The sequence below is a fragment of the Acidiferrimicrobium sp. IK genome (assembly GCF_025499425.1).
Lineage (GTDB): Bacteria > Actinomycetota > Acidimicrobiia > Acidimicrobiales > Palsa-688 > Acidiferrimicrobium.
The window spans coordinates 24,420-42,399 of sequence record NZ_JAIMCB010000015.1 but is presented as its reverse complement, the minus strand read 5'-3'; the positions used below and the strand labels follow the sequence as shown (position 1 = coordinate 42,399).

Genomic DNA, 17,980 nt, shown 5'->3' with positions numbered 1-17,980 from the left:
ACCGCCTCACAACCACCGACTCACACAACCACCGACTCAGACCACACCCAACAGCCACACCACAAACAGGGGGAAACACCAATGCCACGCAAGCTTCTCGCCGCCGCTTCGCTCGCCTCTCTCGCCGCGCTGGCCGCGGCCGGGTGCGGGTCCAGCTCGTCGAACAGCTCGTCGACCACCGCTCCGGCAGCCACGTCGGGCTCGGCCACCACCGCGCCGTCCACCAGCGCCGGTTCGGGCGGCTCGGGCGGCTCGGGACTGCCGGCCGCGCCCGCCGCGGGCTCCGGCAAGGGCAAGTCGCTGGCGCTCATCCAGGGCACCAAGGGTGACGCGTTCTACATCACCATGGCCTGCGGCGCGCAGGCCGAGGCCGCCCGGCTCGGGGCCAAGATCAACGTCCAGGGGCCGGCCACGTTCAGCGCCTCGGAGCAGATCCCGATCGTCAACGCGGTGACCGCCGCCCACCCCGACGCGGTGCTCATCGCCCCGACCGACAGCCAGGCGCTGATCGCGCCGATGACCCAGATGAAGTCGGCGGGGATCAAGCTGGTCGAGGTCGACACTACCGTCAAGGACTCGTCGCTGGCGGTGTCGTCGATCAGCTCCAACAACCTGGAGGGCGGCCAGCTGGCCGCCAAAACCCTGGCCGGCCTGGTCGGCGACAAGGGCTCGGTGGTGGTCATCAACGAGCAACCCGGCATCTCCACCACCGACGCCCGGGCCCAGGGCTTCGACCAGGAGATGAAGAACTACCCCGGCATCACCGTGCTCCCCATCCAGTACGACCAGGACAACGCCAACACCGCGGCGTCCCTGGTCAGCTCGGTGCTGGCCGCTCACCCCGACCTATCGGGGATCTTCGCCATCAACACCCTCACCGCGCAGGGCGTGGGCACCGGGCTGCGCCAGGCCGGCGCCCAGGGCCGGGTCAAGACCGTCGGCTTCGACGCCGGACCCCAGCAGGTCCAGCAGCTGCAGGCCGGGGTGGTCCAGGCCCTGATCGCGCAGCAGCCCTACCAGGAGGGAGTCACCGGCGTCGACGAGGCCGTGGACGCGCTGACCGGCCAGCCCACCCAGGCGCAGGTCGGCACCAACCTGGTCGCCATCACCCAGTCCAACCTGTCCCAGATGCAGTCCTACCTCTACAAGGGCTCCTGCTAGCGCCGGGAAGGAGAGGCTGACCATGACCCGCACCACCTATCGCGCTGCTCACCGCGCCGCCCGGCGCGCCGCTCCCGCGGTGCTGGCCGCGGCGGCGATGCTCGCCGCCGGCGCGCCGGCGGCCGCGGCAGCACCGGCCCCAGCCGCCGCCGCCGATCCCGCCAGCTACGTCAACCCGATCATCGGGACCGGCTCTGGCGGGACGGTCGTCGGCCAGGTCGACAGCTTCCCGGGCGCCGCCGCGCCCTTCGGGATGCTGACCTTCAGCCCCGACACCACCCCGAGCGGCGCCGACGGCGGCGGCTACTACTACGGCGACAGCCAGACCACCGGCTTCTCCCTGACCCACATAAGCGGCCCGGGGTGCGGCGCGTTCGGGGACATCCCGATCCTGCCGACGGCCGGCGCGGTCCCCTCCGACCCCTACACCACGACCGAGCCGTTCAGCCACAGCACCGCGCAGGCCAGCCCCGGCTTCTACTCGGTGCGCCTCGGTCCTGCCTCCGCCCCGATCGGCGCCCAGCTCACCGCGACCACCCGCACTGGCCTGGCCGACTTCAGCTTCCCGAGCGGATCCAACGGCAACGTCGTGTTCAAAGTCGCCGGCAGTCAGAACGGCGACACCAACGACTCGGTCCAGGTGGTCGGCAACGACGCGGTCACCGGGCAGACCACCTCCGGGCACTTCTGCGGTTCGCCCGACACCTACCCGCTGTACTTCGCGGCCCGGTTCGACCGGCCGTTCGCGTCCGCGGGCACCTGGCAGCAGTCGGTCACCGGCCCCAACCTGCTCGGGACCTCCCAGACCGGCACGCTCGGGTGGGGAGGCCCGGACAACAACGGGTGCGCCACCAACACCGGGGCGCTCACCCCCGTCGACGGCGGCGCCGGCGAGTCGTGGACCGCCAGCTGCGTCACCGGCCAGACCTGGGCGCAGGTCACCCCCAGCGGCCTGGCCTCCGGGCACGCCTACCAGGCCAGCGTCACCCTGGAGGCGAACAGCTCCAAGCAGACCGCCCCGGTGTTCTTGGACTTCTACAACGGCTGCGTCGACTCGCAGAGCCAGGCGGTGTCGCTGACCCCCGGCACGCCCGTCACCCTCACCGACACGACGACCATCGGCTGCTCCAACACCCCGCAGTTCCAGGTCCGGACCTCGGCTGGCGGCAGCGTCGACCTGACCGCCACCAACGCGTCGATCCGCAGCGTGGTCGAAAACCCCAACCCCGGCGCCACCTCCGCGTCCGGTCCCGACGCCGCCGCGTACACCACCTTCGCCGCCGCCGGCTCGAGCAAGGTGCAGATGCAAGTCGCGATCAGCTACGTGAGCCAGGCCGACGCGTGGGCCAACCTGGCCGCGGAGCAGGGGCCACCCGACGTCAATTTCTCCAACGTGCAGCGGGCCACCCGCAGAGCATGGGACCGGCTGCTCGGCAAGATCCGCATCGGCGGCGGCACCACCGACCAGCGAACGCAGTTCTACACCGCCTTGTACCACTCGCTGCTCGACCCGAGCGTGTTCTCCGACGCCAACGGCCAGTACCTCGGATTCGACGGCAAACCCCACACCCTGCGCTCCTCCCAGAAGGCGCAGTACGCCAACTTCTCGGGTTGGGACGTCTACCGCAGCGAGATGCAGCTGCTCAGCCTGGTCGCACCGGCGCAGACCGGTGACATGATGCAGTCGCTGGTCAATGACGGGGCGCAGGGCGGTTGGCTCCCGAAGTGGGAGTACGCCGACGACTACACCAACGTCATGAACGGCGACGCCGCCGACGCGATGATCGCCGACGCCTACGCCTTCGGGGTGCGCAACTTCGACGTCAAAGCGGCGCTGGCGGAGATGGTCAAGGGCGCCACCGAGGTCCCGAAGCCCAGCCAGCTCGGTCACGGCTGGTACCCCGAACGGCCGCAGATTGCCGACTACCTGAAGCTCGGTTCACGCCCAACACCGAGCAGACGTCGCTGTCGCCGGTCGACAACGGTGCGTCGCAGACCCTCGAGTATGCGCTCGACGACTTCGGGATCGCCCAGGTCGCGGCCGGGCTGGGGAAGGCCGCGACCGCCGCCACCTTCTCGGCCAGAGCGCAGAACTGGGAGAACCTGTTCAACCCGGCCACCGGCTACCTGCAGCCCCGGGACGCGGCGGGCAACTTCCCGACCGGGAACCCGCTGACGGTCGGCTACGGCAGCTTCGGCCAGTCCGGTTTCCAGGAGGGCAACGCGGCGCAGTACAACTGGGCCGCGCCGCAGAACATCGGGGCGCTGGTCAACTTGATGGGCGGCGACGCGAAGGTCATCTCGCGCCTGGACACGTTCTTCACCCAGCTCAACGCCGGGCCCAACCAGCCGTACTACTGGGCCGGCAACGAGATCGACCTGAGCGCCCCCTACATGTACGACTACGTCGGGGCGCCGTACAAAACCCAGGCGCTGGTACGGAAGATCACCAGCACGCTGTACTCGGCGACGCCCGGCGGTGAGCCCGGCAACGACGACCTGGGCGCCATGAGCTCGTGGCTGGTGTGGGCCGATCTCGGCCTGTACCCGGAGACCGCCGGCGCGCCGGTGCTCGTCGCCGGCAGCCCGCTGTTCCCCCGGGCGGTGGTGCATCTCCCATCCGGCGCTGCGCTGACCATCGACGGCGTCGGTGCCGCCGCGGACGCGCCGTACGTCACCGGCCTGGCCGTGGACGGCACCCCGACGCAAATGACGTCGGTGTCGGTGGCGTCGCTGCTCCCCTACGGCGCCAACCTGCGCTTCTCCCTCTCGGCGACGCCGGACCCGGCGTGGGGGTCGGCGCCAGCCGACGCGCCGCCGTCATACAGCGCCGGCGAGGCGCCCGTCGTGCTCACCTCCTCCGGGCAGACGACGGTCGCGCCCGGGTCGTCGGTGACCACCGGCCTGCTCGCCGCTAACGCCACCGGCTACGGGCAGGCCGTCAACTGGTCGGCCACGCCGGCAGCAGGCTCGGGGGTGAGCGCGCTGCCGGACGCGGGGAGCGCGACGGTGCCCGCCGGCGGGTCGACCATCCCCGTCACCCTGCACGCGGCGCCCGAAGCCGGTCCGGGGTTCTCGACGGTTTCGGTGGCCGCGACCGACGACAACCGCCCGGTCCCGACCGGGAACATCCCGGTCCTGGTCGCGGTCCCCGGCAGCCTGCTCGCCGCGTTCGACAACATCGGCATAAGTGATGAAAGCGACCCGATGGCGGCGGACTTCGACGGCGACGGTTACAGCTACTCCGCGCAAGCCCTGGCCGCCGCCGGGGTAACGCCCGGCAGTGCCGTGCACGCCGGCGCCGCCGACTACACCTGGCCCGATGTAGCGGCCGGCCAGCCCGACAACGCGGTGGCCGGCGGTCAGACGGTGACGGTGAACGCCCCGGCCGGAGCGACCGCGCTCGATGTGCTGTGCTCGGCCACCAACGGCCCGAGCACCGGCACCGTGACGTTGACCTACGCCGACGGCAGCACCGCCAGCGCGCCGTTGCGGGTGTCGGACTGGACCCTGAACGGGGGCAGCGCCAGCCCCGAGCCGGGCAACACCGTCGCCATCGCGATGTCGGGGCGCAACAGCGCGAGCGGGGCCAGCCAGGGAGGCGCGACCGACGTGTTCTCCGTGGCGGTGCCGCTCAACCCGTCGCTCCGGCTGGCCCGCGTGACCCTGCCCGCAGCCACCACGGCCGGTCAGATCCACGTGTTCGCGCTGGCCACCAGCTAGCCGAGAGCCGGGGCGGCTCACTCGAAGAGCATCACGCTGGCGGTCTGGCTGGCGATGCCGAGGAGCCGCCCCCGCTCGGACCACAACCGGGCGGCGCCGTGGAGGTACCCGGACGCGATCATGTGCGGGTCCACGTCGACGAGCATCCAGTCCCCTTCGGGTTCGGGCCCGAAGCGGACGGTGTTGTCCAAGCTGGTGCCTGCGCCGTCGCGGCCCGAGGCTCGCACCACGGCGCTCGGGAGGGTGTCGGAGAGGAAGGCCAGCGCGGCGCGCGTCAGCGGCCGCCCCTCGAGGTGCATCCACATCGCGCCCCCCTCGCCGGCGGCTCGGGCGTCGGTGATCGACAGCCAGCCGGGACGCTCGCCGCGCCGCGCGAAGGCGCGGGGAGGAGCCCACCGGGGGCATTCCAGCGGCGGCGGGACGACCGGCATCTGCCCGAACTGCGCCTCGAGGGGGCCGGTGCGGGCCTCGCCGGCCGCGCCGAGGCCGGAGAAGACCAGACGGCCGTCCACCCGGCCGGTGACTCGCACCTGCGAGCTGCGCCGCCCGGCGGCGAGCACCTCGACCTGGCATTCGAAGCGGTCGCCGGTGGCGGCGCTGGATACAAACTGGGCGGTGGCCCACAACGCCCGCCGCTGCGTCTCCAGCTCGATGGCCGCGGTGACCACGGCCAGCCCCGTTCCGCCGTAGAACCTGGCGTCGGGGCGCGACAGCTCATCGGTCAGCGTGAAGCCCCAACGGCTCTCACCGACCCGCTCGAGGCCGAGCCACTCCACGCCGGTGTGAGGATCAGCCACCGTCATGCGGGCTGACCCTAGCCGGAAGCCGCCGGAGTCCGGCCCGGCGGTTTTCGCGGATGGGACTGGCCGAGGCGGCAGTTGTGCGGCAGAGTCGGGTGCTCATCGCCGAAGCTCCGACCCGAGGGCGACGGCCGGCCGGCCGAGGAAGACGTGGTGGGGCGAAAGTGGAACACCGAGACGATGACGCCCCCCCGCCCGAGGCCGAGCGGCTTTTGCACGCGGCGACCGCCAGCCCGGCGCTGGCGCGCCTCACCGCGCTGGCGGCTCGCCTGGTCGGCGCCTCGTCGGCCCAGGTCTCGCTGCTCACCGACGTACAGACCGTCGCGGCCGCGGCCGGCTTGGTGGAGGGCACCGTCGGGCGCAGCGGGCCTCTCAACGAGTCGCTTTGCACCGTTACCGCCAAGGCCGGCGCGGTGCTGCACGTCACCGACGCGGCCGCCGATGAGCGGGTGGCGGACCTGCCGCCCGTGACCAGCGGCCAGGTCGGGTCCTACCTCGGCGCGCCGCTGCGGACCTCCGGCGGTCATGTCGTCGGCGCGCTTTGCGTGTTCGACCGGGCCGCTCGATCGTGGTCGCAGCGAGACGTCGACGTGGTCGAGGTCCTAGCCGAGAGCGTGATCACCGAGCTTGAGCTGTCGGCTCTGTCGTCGGACTACGAGTATGGCCAGCTGCGCTGGGACGTGGCCCGAGACGCCGCCGACCTCGGTTCGTTCGACATCGACCTGCGCACCGGTCGGATCACCTGCGACGAGCGGATGAGCGCGATCTACGGGCTGGTGCCGGGGACCACCACCATCAGCCGGACCGAGGTCCTCGAGCGGGTCCACCCCGAGGACCGGGAGTTCGTCGCGGCGGCGTTCGCGGCCGCGGTGCGCTCCGTCGGCCGCTACCGGGTCGACTACCGGGTCGTGCATCCGGGCGGCGAGACCCGTTGGGTGACGGTCCGGGGCCGGGTGCGGGCCGACGCCGAGGGCCGGGCGGCGCAGCTCGTAGGGGTGACCTACGACACCACCGAGACCCGCAACGCCCGGGACCAGGCGGCCGATCTGCTGGCGTCGATGACCGCCGGGTTCTTGGCCGTCGACGCCGACTGGCGGGTGTCGTATCTCAACCGGGCCGGCGAGCGGATCCTCGGCCATGGCGCCGACGAAGCGGTCGGGCGGGTGCTGTGGGAGGTGTTCCCCGGCCTTGACGGCCTCCGTGCCGGCGGCCAGCACCGCCAGTCCCTCGAGACCGGCGAGCCGGTCGAGCTGGAGGTCCATCAAGCACAGCTCGGGTCGTGGTTCGAGGTCCGGGCCGTGCCGAGCGAGGTCGGCTTGGCGCTGTATTTCCTGGACGTGACCGCCCAGCACCGGGCGATGGCCGCAGCCGACGACGCCCGGGTGACGGCGCTGGCCATGCAGGCCCAGGCCGAGGCGGCCGCGGAGCGCCTGGCGATGCTGGCCGAGGTCAGCGCGGAGCTGAGCGGCACCCTCGACGCCGAGGAGGCGGTCTCCCGCCTGACCCGTCTGGTGGTCCCGTCGCTGGCCGACTGGTCGATCGTGAGCATCGTGGACGACGACGGGTCGCTTCGCGACCTCGGCTGCTCCCACTTCGACCCGGCGATGCGCCCGGTCGTGGAGCGCCTGGCGGAGACCCGCTTCGCGAAGCAGCTCGGACCTGGACCGGTGCAGCGGGCGCTCAGCTCCGGCGAGGTGGTGGCGACCCGCGACGACGCGGTCGGGCGCGCCGCGGCGTTCCTCGGGCCGTCACCGGCTCTCGACGCCGTTCGCCAGCTCGCGCCGCGCTCGTCGGTAGCGGTGCCATTGACCGCCCGCGGCCGGGTGGTGGGCGCCCTCAGCCTGTTTCGGGGGGCGAGTCGCCAGCCGATGTCGGACGAGGCGATCGCCACCGCCCGCCAGGTCGCCGACCGTGCCGCGATGGCCCTCGACAACGCCCGCCTCTACAACCAGCAGCGCACGCTGGCGGAGCATCTGCAGCGCAGCCTCCTCACCGCGCCGCCCGAGCCGGACCACGTACACATCGTCGTCCGGTACGTGCCGGCGGCCAGCGGCGCGTCGGTCGGCGGGGACTGGTACGACTCGTTCCTGCAAGACGACGGCGCCACCGTGCTGGTGATCGGCGACGTCGTCGGTCACGACACCCACGCCGCGGGGGCGATGGGCCAGCTCCGCGGGTTGCTGCGAGGGATCGCCTGGTCCAGCGGCGGCGGGCCGGCGTCGGTGCTGTCCCGTCTCGACGCGGCGATCGCCGGTCTCGGGTTGAGCACCGTGGCGTCGGCGGTGGTGGCCCGCATAGAGCAGGGTGACGCGGAGCGAGCCAACGCGACGAGGACGCTTCGCTGGTCCAACGCCGGGCACCCGCCGCCACTGGTGCTGCGACCTGACGGTTCGGTCGTGATCCTCGAGCCGGCGGACGCCGAGCTGCTCCTCGGCATCGACGAGTCGTCGTCGCGCTCTGAGACCACGATGGCCATCGAGGAGGGCACGACGATCCTCCTCTACACCGACGGCCTGGTCGAACGGCGCGACGAGCACCTGAGCGACGGCCTCGGGCGCCTCGGCCGGGCGGTGGCGGATCTCGCCGGGCTTCCCCTCGACGACCTGTGCGACCAGCTCGTCGGGCGCCTGATCGAGGGCCGCCCCGACGACGACGTCGCTTTGGTCGCGGTCCGTCTCCACCCCCAGGACCGGCCCCGGCCCGACGAGGCCGGCCCGGTCGTGCTGCCCGAAGGCGGTCCCTCCCTCGAGGCCACCAAATGACGGTTCAGTGGATGAACAGGTGGTAGCCGGAGTAGGCCCACGCGACGACGAGGAAGCCGTTGGCCGTCCTCGTGGTGGTCACCAGCCGGAGGACCTCCTCGGCGCTGGCCAAGCGGCCGCCTGATCTCCGTGCGACCCGGTCAGCGACCAGACCGGCGCCGAGCACGCCGAACCAAAACGACAAGCCCGCGCCCCGGCTGCTCGGCAGGAGCAGCCCGTCCAGCGCTGGCGTGGCTGTGGCTGTGGCTGCGGCGGTGGCGGCCAGGCCGGGACCGGCGGCGGCCAGCGCCAGGGGGATCACCAGCGCCGCCGCGGCGGGGGCCGGCGGCGGAGGGCCGCCCGGCGCCCGGGCCCGGGCCGCCCCGTAGCCGACCCCCACGCCGATCCACACCAGCAGCATGGCGGCGTGCAGGGCCCGGTAGGCGCGAGTCAGGGCGCTGATCGTCAGGTGGGGCTGGGCCGAGCCGGTGTCGATACCGAGGATCTCCCATGCCAGTACGGCCAGGCAGATCCCGATCCATGGGCTGGTGCCCACCAGCGCGCGGCGGGCTCCGCCTCGCCCGGGCCTGGGCCACGGCTCGGCGGCCGGCTCGAGCCGGACCCGCCAGCGGTCGCCGCCGCGGCTGCCGGTGCCGGTGCCAGCGCCAGCGCCGGTGCTGCGGCCGCGCCACGCCGCCACGTCGAAGGCGACCACTGCCACGAACGAGACGCCCACCGTGACCGTCGCCCCGGTACTCGACTGCGGGAACTGGCTGGCCCATCCGCACCAAACGGCCACAGCCGCGGCGGTCCCGACCGCGGCGACCACGTCCCCGGCGGCCACGTCCCCGGCGCGGCGATCAGCCATACCACCGGTCTAGGCGCGAACCGCCGTGTTGGCTGCGCTCACCTGGGGCGGGTCCAGCTCCGCAGCGGCTGGAGGAGCGCGGTGTTCTTCCGTTGGTGTCGGGACATGCGCCGCAAGACCCCGTCGAGGAACTCGATCGCCTCGCCCACGTAGGGCCCCTTGTTGAGCATGACGCACTCAGCGCGCTGCGCCATCGCCGCGTCGGTCACCTCGGCGCGCGACGGTTGACCGGTGCGGGCCAGGTGGTCGAGGACCTCGGTGGCCCAGATGACCGGCAGGTGAGCCGCCTCGCACAGCCACAGGATCTCTTCTTGCAGCTCGGCGAGGCGCTCGTAGCCGGCTTCGACGGCGAGATCCCCACGGGCGATCATCACCCCGACAAGAGGTGACCGCATGGCGTGGAGGAGGATCTCCGGCAGGCGGGTGAACGCCGCGGTCGTCTCGATCTTGAGCACCAACCCGAGTCGCTCGGCGCGCAGGTGGCCCAGGATCTCGCGGATCTGGTCCACGTCGCGTTCGTGACGGAGGAACGACACCGCCACCATGTCGGCGTGCGCGGCCGCGACCCGCAGCAGCGGGAGGTCGGTGTCGCCGGCGACCGGAATCCCCAGATCGGTGTCGGGAAGATTGATCCCCTTCTCGGCCCGCAACTTGGAGCCCCTCGCCGCCGACGAGACGATTCTCAAGCGCAGCTCGTCGGGGGTGACCTCCTCGACGGTGGCGGCCATCTTCCCGTCGTCGAGGATCACCCGGTCTCCGGGACGCGCCGAGTCGAACACCGCCGGCAGGGTGCAACCGATGCGGGCCTGGCCGGGCTGGCCGTGGCGCCACGGTGCGGCCGGCGTGAGGTCACGGGTCAGCACCAGCGAGTCGCCGGCCCACAGCAGATGGTGGTGGGCGACCGCCGGGAGCGGCCCGACCGTCGTGGTGTCCGCGCCGCACGACAGCGACGCTCCGGTCTCGACGTAGGTGGTGTCCCACACCGACGCCCGGCAGGAATCAGGGCCGGCGTCGGTCACCCGCAGATCGCGGCGCGAGCCGCGGGTGTCGACCAGCTCGACCACCTCGCCGGGGTGACGGCGCCGCAGCCACAGCGGATCCACCGGCACCTCCGGCCCCGAGCCGCCGGCGTCGGTCGCCGCGACGAGGGTCAAGGCGGCCGGCGCCACTGGGACGCCGCGCGGGTCTCGCTCGGGCCGCACCCTCATCACCCTCGGCCCGTCGACGAGCGGCCCGGTCCGCAGCTTCGGCCCGGGCAGGTCCATCGACACCCGGCACCGGCGCCCGACCTCGGCCGCGGCCTTGCGGACATGCAACGCCATGCGGGTCCACGCCTCGGGGTCGTCGTGGGCGCCGTTGATCCGGGCGACGTCCATCCCTCGAACCACCAGACCCCGGACGAGCGGGTAGTCGTCGGCGGCCTCGGACGGCAGGGTCACCATGATCCGGGGGACCCGACCGCGCGGCCGCGGCCCGAAGAGCGCGTCGGTGTTGCGATCCAGCGCCGAACGGCCGGACTCGAAGCTCTGGATCGCCGGGCCGAAGCTGTGCGTGTTGCCGTCGATGGCGGCGCGGACGCTCTCCACCGTCGCCAGCGCGTGGGCCTCGGACCGGCCGAGCGACGACAGCCCCCGGGCGCCCAGCCAGCGCTGCACGTGGCGGACGTCGCCCTGGCGCAGGGCCAGGTAGTGAATCAAGTTCGCCGCGTCCTGGCGGTGGGCCGGATCGACCGAGGAGATGTCGGCCGCCCGCTCCGCCTCCATGTCCCGCATGAGCGCGGCGAGGGCCACCAACTCGGCGGAGATGGCCCGCCGTTCGACGTCGCCGACGGGATGGTCCTTGGCGGTCACGCCCTGGACGGTATGAGCCGGGGCCGGCACCGGGTAGGGCCGGAAGGCCCGACGTCAGCCGAGCGGCGAAGCGCTCGGCTGGAGCCGTCCGGTCCGCTCTGGCGTGGCGGTCTGCGTGTCCAGGCGAGACAGAAGGTCCCGGTCGTGGTCCTCGCCCGGGTTGGCCGTGGTGAGAAGCTTGTCGCCGAGGAACACGCTGCTGGCGCCGGCGTGGAGACAAAGGGCCTGCAGCTCGTCGGTCATCTGGGCCCGCCCCGCGGACAGGCGCACGACGGAGCCGGGCATCATCAGCCGGGCCGCGGCGACGGTTCGGACCAGCTCTAGGGGGTCGAGGTCCTCGGCGCCGAACAGCGGCGTCCCCGGGACCTGCACGAGGAGGTTGATCGGCACGCTCTCGGGGTGCGGGTCGAGGCGGGCCAGCTGCACCAGCAGCCCGGCCCGGTCCCGCCGGCTCTCGCCCATCCCGACGATGCCGCCGCAGCACAGCTTCACGCCGGCGTCTCGGACGTTGGCCAACGTCTCGAGCCGGTCGCCGTAGGTGCGGGTGGTGATGATCTCACCGTAGAACTCCGGCGAGGTGTCCAGGTTGTGGTTGTAGAAGTCCAGGCCCGCGTCGGCCAGCCGCCGCGCCTGGGCCGCCGCCAGCATCCCGAGGGTGACGCAGGTCTCCATCCCGAGACCCTTGACCGCTTCGACCGCGGCGGCCACCTCGCCCACCTGGCGGTCCGTCGGTGACCGCCACGCCGCCCCCATGCAAAAGCGGGTCGCGCCAGCGGCCTGGGCCTGGCGGGCCGCGGCCACGATGTCGTCGGGGGCCATGAGCCGCTCAGGCTTGAGGTCGGTGTTCCATTTCGCCGACTGAGGGCAGTAAGCGCAGTCCTCGGGGCACGCCCCGGTCTTGACCGACAGCAGGATGGCCGCCTCGACGACGTGAGGGTCGAACCGCTCGCGGTGCGCGGCGTGGGCTTCGAAGAGCAGATCGTGGAACGGTCGCCCGATCAGCTCTTCGGCCTGGTCGACGGTCCAGTCGTGGCGGAGGGTAACCATCGCAGAGAGTCTGTCCGTGCCGTCCGGACCGGCACAAACCTGCGTCGGGGTGCCGGCCCTTCGGGGACGGCCCGGCGCGAATGGACTGCAGCGGGGGGCGGGTGCCATGGTGACCCGCCGTGGTCTGGCGCGAGTGGATCGATTCGCAGCTCGACGAGGTGCGCGGCGCCGGGCGGTGGCGTCACAACCGCGCCTTCGACGGCTACGGGCCGGTAGGTCGCGTGGGCGCGGCGGCCGTCGTGTCGTTCGCGTCCAACGACTACCTGGGCCTGTCCGCCCATCCGGTGGTGGTGGCCGCGGCGGGGGCCGCCGCGGCCAGGTGGGGTACCGGCGCCACCGCGTCCCGCCTGATCGTCGGCACCCGGCCGGTGCACGAGGAGCTCGAGGCGGAGATCGCCGATTGGACGGGCACGGACGCCGCGCTGGTCTTCTCGAGCGGGTACACCGCCAACGTCGGGGTGATGGCCACGTTCGGTGGCCCGGACGTGACCGTCTTCAGCGACGAGCTCAACCACGCCTCGATCATCGACGGTTGCCGGCTCAGCCGGTCGTCGATCCGGGTGTACCGCCACTGCGACGCCTCCCACCTCGACGGGCTGCTGATCGACGCCGCCACCTCGGCCCCCGGCGGCCGGCGGCTGGTGGTCACTGACTCCGTCTTCTCGATGGACGGCGACGTCGCCCCCCTCGTCGAGCTCACCCGGGTGTGCGCCCGCCACGACGCTCTGCTCGTCGTCGACGACGCCCACGCGGTGCTCGACGGGCACCGCGCCGTGCCGGCCGCCGGGGAGGGACCCGATGTGGTGCGGGTGGGCACCCTGTCGAAGGCGCTCGGCGCTCTCGGCGGGTGGGTGGCGGGGTCCACGCCGGCGGTGGACTTGCTGGTCAACCGGGCCCGGTCGTTCATCTTCACCACCGGCCTCTCGCCGGCTGACGCCGCGGCGGCGCTGGCCGCGCTGCGCGTCGTGCGCTCGCCGGAGGGCGACGGGTTAGTCGGCCGGCTCCGGGCGGCGATCGACCGGGTCCGGCCCGGCCACCCGTCGCCGATCATCCCGATCGTCCTCGGCGGCGAGGACCGGGCCGTGGACGCGGCCGCCGCCCTCCTCGAGCGCGGCCTGCTCGTCCCGGCGGTCCGGCCCCCCACCGTGCCCGCCGGAACGTCCCGGCTCCGGGTGGCCATGTCCGCCGCGCACACCGACGAGGACATCGACCGCCTCCAGGAGGCCCTCGCCGGGCTGGGCGTGACGCCGTGAGCGACCACCAGACCGGACCCGCCCACCGGACCGGACCCGCCGGCAGGCCGGCCAGGCTGGTGGCGGTGGTAGGGACCGGCACCGAGGTGGGCAAGACGTGGGTCACCCGCGAGGCAGCCGCCGGTCTGGTCGCGGCCGGCCGGTCGGGTGGTGCCGGGGTCGCGGTCCGCAAACCGGCCCAGTCGTTCGACGCCGACCGCTCCGGGGCGCCGCTCGAGCCGACCGACGCCGACCTCCTCGCCGAGGCAACCGGAGAGGACCGCCTCGCGGTCTGCCCAGCCCACCGGTGGTACCCGCTGCCCATGGCGCCGCCGATGGCCGCCGACGCGCTCGGCCGGCCGCCGATCGCCGTCGCTGACCTCCTCGACGAGCTGCAGTGGGCGCCGGGGACCGAGCTCGGGCTGGTCGAAACCGCCGGCGGGGTGCGCTCGCCGCTCGCCCACGACGCGGACGGCGCGACCTTCGCCCGGCTGCTGCGGCCCGATCTGACCGTCCTCGTCGCCGACGCCGGGCTGGGGACCATCAACGCGGTCCGCCTGTCACTGGCCGCCCTGGCTCCCCTCGACGTGATCGTCGTCCTCAACCGCTACGACCCCGGTGACGACCTGCACGTCCGCAACCGGGACTGGCTGGTCGAGCGCGACGGGTACCGGGTGGTGACCGAGCCCAGGCAACTGGATCTCTGACAGCAGCTGGGTTTCTGCCGGCGCTGGGTGTTGGCCTGTTGGCCGACGCCGCCGGCGGGTCAGGCGGGACCGACGTCGCGTGCCACCGCGACCATCGCCCCGGCGATGCGGGCGACGTCGTCGTCGGACGCGACGTAGGGCGGCATGGCGTAGACCAACCGCCCGAAGGGTCGAAGCCACACGCCGCGTGCGACGAACGTCTCTTGCATCGCGGCCATCGGCAGGGCCTGTTCCAGCTCGATGACACCGATGGCGCCGAGCACCCGCACGTCGGCCACGTTGGGCAGCCCCGCCGCGGCCGCCAGGCCTTCCCGCAGCCCGGCCTCGATACCCCTGACTCGTGACTGCCACGGCCCGTCGAGGAGGAGCCGGATCGAGGCCAGCGCCACCGCGCACCCTAGAGGGTTGCCCATGAAGGTCGGCCCGTGCATCAAGGCCCCGGATTCGGCGTGGCTCACCCAGTGGGCCACCTCCGGGGTGCAAAGCGTGGCGGCCATCGACATGTATCCGCCGGTCATCGCCTTGCCCACGCACATGATGTCGGGCGCGACGCCGGCGTGGTCGCAGCCGAACAGCTCGCCGCTTCGTCCGAAGCCGGTGGCGATCTCGTCAGCGATGAGCAGCACGCCGTGCTCGTCGCACAGCGCCCGGACGCCGGCGAGGTAGCCCGGGGCGTAGAAGCGCATGCCGCCGGCGCCTTGAACCACCGGTTCGAGGATCACCGCCGCCACCTCCTCCCGGTGGTCGGCGAGCAGCGCGGCCAGCGGTTCGAGGTCCTCAGCGGTGCAGGTTTCCCCAAAGCGCGGCGTCGGCGCCGGCGCGAACAGCTGCTGCTGGAGGGACGCGCTGAACATGTGGTGCATTCCCGTCTCCGGGTCGCACACCGCCATCGCCCCGAGGGTGTCACCGTGGTATCCGGAGCGCACCGTGACCAGGCGGTGCTTCGCGGGGCGGCCCCGTCCGAGCCAGTACTGCAGCGCCATCTTCATCGCCACTTCGACCGACACCGACCCCGAGTCGCAGAAGAAGACGTGATCCAAGCCGCCGGGGGTGATGTCCACCAGCAGCTCCGCCAGCTCCACCGCCGGCCGGTGGGTGAGGCCTCCGAACATCACGTGGGCCATCGCGTCGAGCTGGGCCCGTAGCGCGTCGTCGAGCACCGGGTGGCGGTACCCGTGGATCGCCGCCCACCACGACGACATGCCGTCCACTAGCTCCCGGCCGTCGGCCAGACGTAGGCGGGTCCCTTGCGCGCCGATCACCTCCAGCGGGGCCAGCGCCGCGGGCATGGGAGCGTACGGGTGCCACACCGTCTCACGGTCGCGGGCGATCAGGTCGCGAGCAGTCGGGTCCGAGACGTCCACGGGGGCAGTCTGCCAGGCGCCCCGCCACCGTCGATCGCCTGGCCCGGGGAGGCCCGTCCGGTCCCGGGGAGGCCCGTCCGGTCCCGGGGCGGCGGCTTGCCTACTCTGCTCCTCCGTGGCCGTCGCGGTGGGTTGCTCGGATCCCGCCCCCGCGAGGCGGTGGAGGAGCGGGGGGACGGCCCGGCGCGTCCTGGTCGACGCCGTGCTTCCCGCCGCCGGGTACCTCGCCTTCTTCGCGCTCTACACCTGGCCGTGGGCCGCGCACCCCGGGACCCGCTACTTCACCGACAGCGGCGACGGCTACCAAAACGTCTGGAACATGTGGTGGGTCAACCGGGCCCTCACCGTCTTGCACCAGTCCCCGTGGCACACCGACTTGCTGCACTACCCCTATGGAACGACACTGCTGGGCCAGACCATGAACCCGTTCAACGGCCTGGTCGGCGTGGCCCTGCAGCGGGTGATGCCTCTGGTGTGGGCGTTCAACGTGATGATCGTGTTCTCGTTCGTGGCGACCGGGGTCACCGGCTACTGGCTGTGCCGGCGGTTCTGCGCCGTCCGCGTCCCGGCGCTGATCGGCGGCTTCGTCATCACCTTCTCCGCCTACCACCTGTCGAAGACTCTCGGTCTGATGCAGCTGGTCTCATTGGAGTGGGTTCCGCTGTTCCTGCTCCTTTGGTGGCGGCTCCTCGAACGGCCGAGCACCCGCCTGGCGGCCGGGACGGCGGTGACCCTCTCGCTGGTCGTGCTTTGCGACTACTACTACTTCCTCTTCAGTGTCCTCACGGCGCTGGGAATCCTCGTCCACGTGTGGCGCCGTAAGGACCTGCGGGTGCAGGCGGGAAGCACCGCCACCTTCGGTGTGCTGAGCGCCGCCCTGGCCCTCCCATTGCCGGTCGCGCTGGCGGTGTCCAACCTGCGCGACCCCATGGGAGGAGGGCATGCCAGCGCCAGCTCCGACGTGCTGGCCCTCCTCCTCGACGGGCAGCACTGGCGCTTCAACGCGCTGACCCGCTGGTACTGGGGGGCTCCCAGCCCTTCCGGTGACGCCACCATCTACCTGTCGGTGACCGTCGTGGCGCTGCTCTTGGTGGCGCTGCGATGGCGGCGCCGGCTCGGGCCTCACGCCGGGTTCTGGCTGGCCCTCGCTGGAGTCAGCGCCCTGCTCAGCCTCGGTCCCCGTCTCGTGGTCCACGGCCACGACACCGGCGTCCCGCTCCCCTTCGCCGTGATCCGCGCCGCCATCCCCATCCTCGAGTACAACGTCGAACCGGCCCGGATCTCGATGCTCACGACCATCGCCGCCGGTGTCCTCGCCGCGCTGGTGCTCTCCCGGGTGAACCGGGCATCAACCGGCGGCCGGGTGATCACCGCCGCAGTGTGCGCCGGGCTGGTCATCGAGCTCTGGCCCGCGCCGCCACCCGTGACCCCCGTCGGCCGCCCGGCGTACGTGACCGCCGTGCGCCGGTTGCCGCCGGGAGGCGTGATCGACGACGCCGCGGTCGCTGGCGGGCGGGTCAACAAGTCGTTGCAGCTCTACGACCAGGTGCTCGACGGCCACCCGCTGGCCTTCGGGTACATCTCCCGGTACCCCGACTCGGTGCTCGCCGCTGATGCCCGCCTGGCCGCCACCATCGCCGCCGGCGATTACCGGACCCTCTGCCACGAAGGCTTCCGGTACCTCACTGCGCCGGCGGCCCACCCGATCTCGGCCGACCTCCCCGTGCTCTACCGCGACGCCTCGGCGGTCATCTACGGCCTGTGCTGAGGGCGCCGACCCCCGCTCAGCGCGGCGAGTAGGAGAGCGCGTCCAAGCGAGCACGGTCGGGTCGCAGTTGACTCCTGGGCCAGGAGGCGGTGCACCGGTACCGACCCCTGCCCCTGTTCGATCAGACCGGAACCGGTGCCTTGTTCCAAGAACGAGACTTGAACAAGACGACAAAGATCATCACCGCTGAGACGACCACCAGCGGAGCGTAGAACGTGTAGATGTACCAAATGGAGGCCAGGTGGTAGCTCGGCACGTTGGACGATACGACGCCGCGCAACACGTTGACCACGTCGAGAGAGCCCCACGTATTGGCCACCCACGCCAGAGGAATGGCGAAGCTCCAGTTGTACCGCAGAGCGAAGATGGCGGCGAGAGCCAATGCCCCCGCCAGCAGGTCACCGTAGGCTCCGTCGCGGAGGAGGTTGTGAGACAGCCTCGGATCAATCATGCCCTTCACCAGCAATGTCATCCCGACATAGCGAAACACTTGCACGAAGAGCAGCGGGACCAGAGCAGCCTGAAGCGAGAGCTTGGTCAGCGGAGGCCACACGTACCACAGCGTGATCAGAGAAACGACGCCCACGCTCACCCCGATCTGGAGCCAGAATATTGCGTCGCTGTTCATGGTGAGACTCGCTCCAGTGGCTGGCCGCACTCGGCGGCGCGGCGATGCGATGTCCAGGGCGCGCCGCGGCGCGCCCATCGTTCGATGTGAC

12 protein-coding genes and 1 pseudogene are annotated in these 17,980 nt (G+C 72.3%); 7 read left to right on the top strand and 6 right to left on the bottom strand.

The window, feature by feature from the left end:
• Window positions 1–81 precede the first annotated feature (81 nt).
• From K6U06_RS20255 to K6U06_RS20245, 3 genes and pseudogenes are all read left to right on the top strand, one after another.
• The gene (locus K6U06_RS20255) at window positions 82–1,161 is read left to right on the top strand and encodes an ABC transporter substrate-binding protein (RefSeq protein ID WP_262323791.1); all 1,080 of its coding nucleotides are present in this window, start codon (window positions 82–84) and stop codon (window positions 1,159–1,161) included.
• 22 nt (window positions 1,162–1,183) lie between these two features.
• A pseudogene (locus tag K6U06_RS20250) lies at window positions 1,184–3,100 on the top strand (glycoside hydrolase domain-containing protein); the annotation flags it as partial.
• Window positions 3,055–4,884 carry a glycoside hydrolase domain-containing protein gene (locus K6U06_RS20245; protein WP_262323865.1) on the top strand — a complete coding sequence of 610 codons (1,830 nt, stop codon included), beginning with the start codon at window positions 3,055–3,057 and terminating at the stop codon, window positions 4,882–4,884. The pseudogene K6U06_RS20250 and the gene K6U06_RS20245, both read left to right, overlap by 46 nt.
• Window positions 4,885–4,901: 17 nt before the next feature.
• Here K6U06_RS20245 and K6U06_RS20240 read toward each other — a convergent pair whose 3' ends face one another.
• Window positions 4,902–5,687, bottom strand: coding sequence for a thioesterase family protein (locus K6U06_RS20240; protein WP_262323790.1), 786 nt, complete (start codon window positions 5,685–5,687; stop codon window positions 4,902–4,904).
• 161 nt (window positions 5,688–5,848) lie between these two features.
• Between K6U06_RS20240 and K6U06_RS20235 the strand changes: the two genes are divergently transcribed.
• A complete protein-coding gene (locus tag K6U06_RS20235) occupies window positions 5,849–8,446 on the top strand; it encodes a SpoIIE family protein phosphatase (protein WP_262323789.1) in 2,598 nt (865 codons plus the stop codon).
• A gap of 4 nt (window positions 8,447–8,450) precedes the next feature.
• Here K6U06_RS20235 and K6U06_RS20230 read toward each other — a convergent pair whose 3' ends face one another.
• From K6U06_RS20230 to bioB, 3 genes are read right to left on the bottom strand one after another with little or no spacing between them, the layout of a single operon-like run.
• Window positions 8,451–9,293 carry a hypothetical protein gene (locus K6U06_RS20230; RefSeq protein WP_262323788.1) on the bottom strand — a complete coding sequence of 281 codons (843 nt, stop codon included), beginning with the start codon at window positions 9,291–9,293 and terminating at the stop codon, window positions 8,451–8,453.
• Window positions 9,294–9,331: 38 nt separating this feature from the next.
• Window positions 9,332–11,143 carry a pyruvate kinase gene (locus tag K6U06_RS20225; protein WP_262323787.1) on the bottom strand — a complete coding sequence of 604 codons (1,812 nt, stop codon included), beginning with the start codon at window positions 11,141–11,143 and terminating at the stop codon, window positions 9,332–9,334.
• A gap of 54 nt (window positions 11,144–11,197) precedes the next feature.
• On the bottom strand, window positions 11,198–12,190 hold the full coding sequence (bioB, locus tag K6U06_RS20220) for a biotin synthase BioB (protein ID WP_262323786.1): 993 nt from the start codon (window positions 12,188–12,190) through the stop codon (window positions 11,198–11,200).
• A gap of 119 nt (window positions 12,191–12,309) precedes the next feature.
• On the opposite strand from bioB, the gene K6U06_RS20215 reads away from it, so the two are divergent.
• A complete protein-coding gene (locus K6U06_RS20215) occupies window positions 12,310–13,443 on the top strand; it encodes an aminotransferase class I/II-fold pyridoxal phosphate-dependent enzyme (protein ID WP_262323785.1) in 1,134 nt (377 codons plus the stop codon).
• Window positions 13,440–14,129, top strand: a complete 690-nt coding sequence (gene bioD, locus K6U06_RS20210) for an ATP-dependent dethiobiotin synthetase BioD (RefSeq protein ID WP_262323784.1) — start codon at window positions 13,440–13,442, stop codon at window positions 14,127–14,129. The genes K6U06_RS20215 and bioD overlap by 4 nt, the downstream gene beginning before the upstream one ends.
• A gap of 59 nt (window positions 14,130–14,188) precedes the next feature.
• Here the strand turns inward: bioD and K6U06_RS20205 are convergent, their stop codons facing one another.
• The gene (locus K6U06_RS20205) at window positions 14,189–15,493 is read right to left on the bottom strand and encodes an adenosylmethionine--8-amino-7-oxononanoate transaminase (RefSeq protein ID WP_262323783.1); all 1,305 of its coding nucleotides are present in this window, start codon (window positions 15,491–15,493) and stop codon (window positions 14,189–14,191) included.
• A 115-nt stretch (window positions 15,494–15,608) separates the two neighbouring features.
• On the opposite strand from K6U06_RS20205, the gene K6U06_RS20200 reads away from it, so the two are divergent.
• A complete protein-coding gene (locus K6U06_RS20200) occupies window positions 15,609–17,261 on the top strand; it encodes a hypothetical protein (RefSeq protein ID WP_262323782.1) in 1,653 nt (550 codons plus the stop codon).
• Window positions 17,262–17,382: 121 nt separating this feature from the next.
• Here the strand turns inward: K6U06_RS20200 and K6U06_RS20195 are convergent, their stop codons facing one another.
• Window positions 17,383–17,889 carry a hypothetical protein gene (locus tag K6U06_RS20195; protein WP_262323781.1) on the bottom strand — a complete coding sequence of 169 codons (507 nt, stop codon included), beginning with the start codon at window positions 17,887–17,889 and terminating at the stop codon, window positions 17,383–17,385.
• Window positions 17,890–17,980 lie beyond the last annotated feature (91 nt).

Coding starts and splice junctions, on each gene's coding strand:
- K6U06_RS20255 (WP_262323791.1), top strand. CDS start 82: ATGCCACGCAAGCTTCTCGCCGCCGCTTCGCTCGCCTCTCTCGCCGCG.
- K6U06_RS20240 (WP_262323790.1), bottom strand. CDS start 5,687: ATGACGGTGGCTGATCCTCACACCGGCGTGGAGTGGCTCGGCCTCGAG.
- K6U06_RS20230 (WP_262323788.1), bottom strand. CDS start 9,293: ATGGCTGATCGCCGCGCCGGGGACGTGGCCGCCGGGGACGTGGTCGCC.
- bioB (WP_262323786.1), bottom strand. CDS start 12,190: ATGGTTACCCTCCGCCACGACTGGACCGTCGACCAGGCCGAAGAGCTG.
- K6U06_RS20195 (WP_262323781.1), bottom strand. CDS start 17,889: ATGAACAGCGACGCAATATTCTGGCTCCAGATCGGGGTGAGCGTGGGC.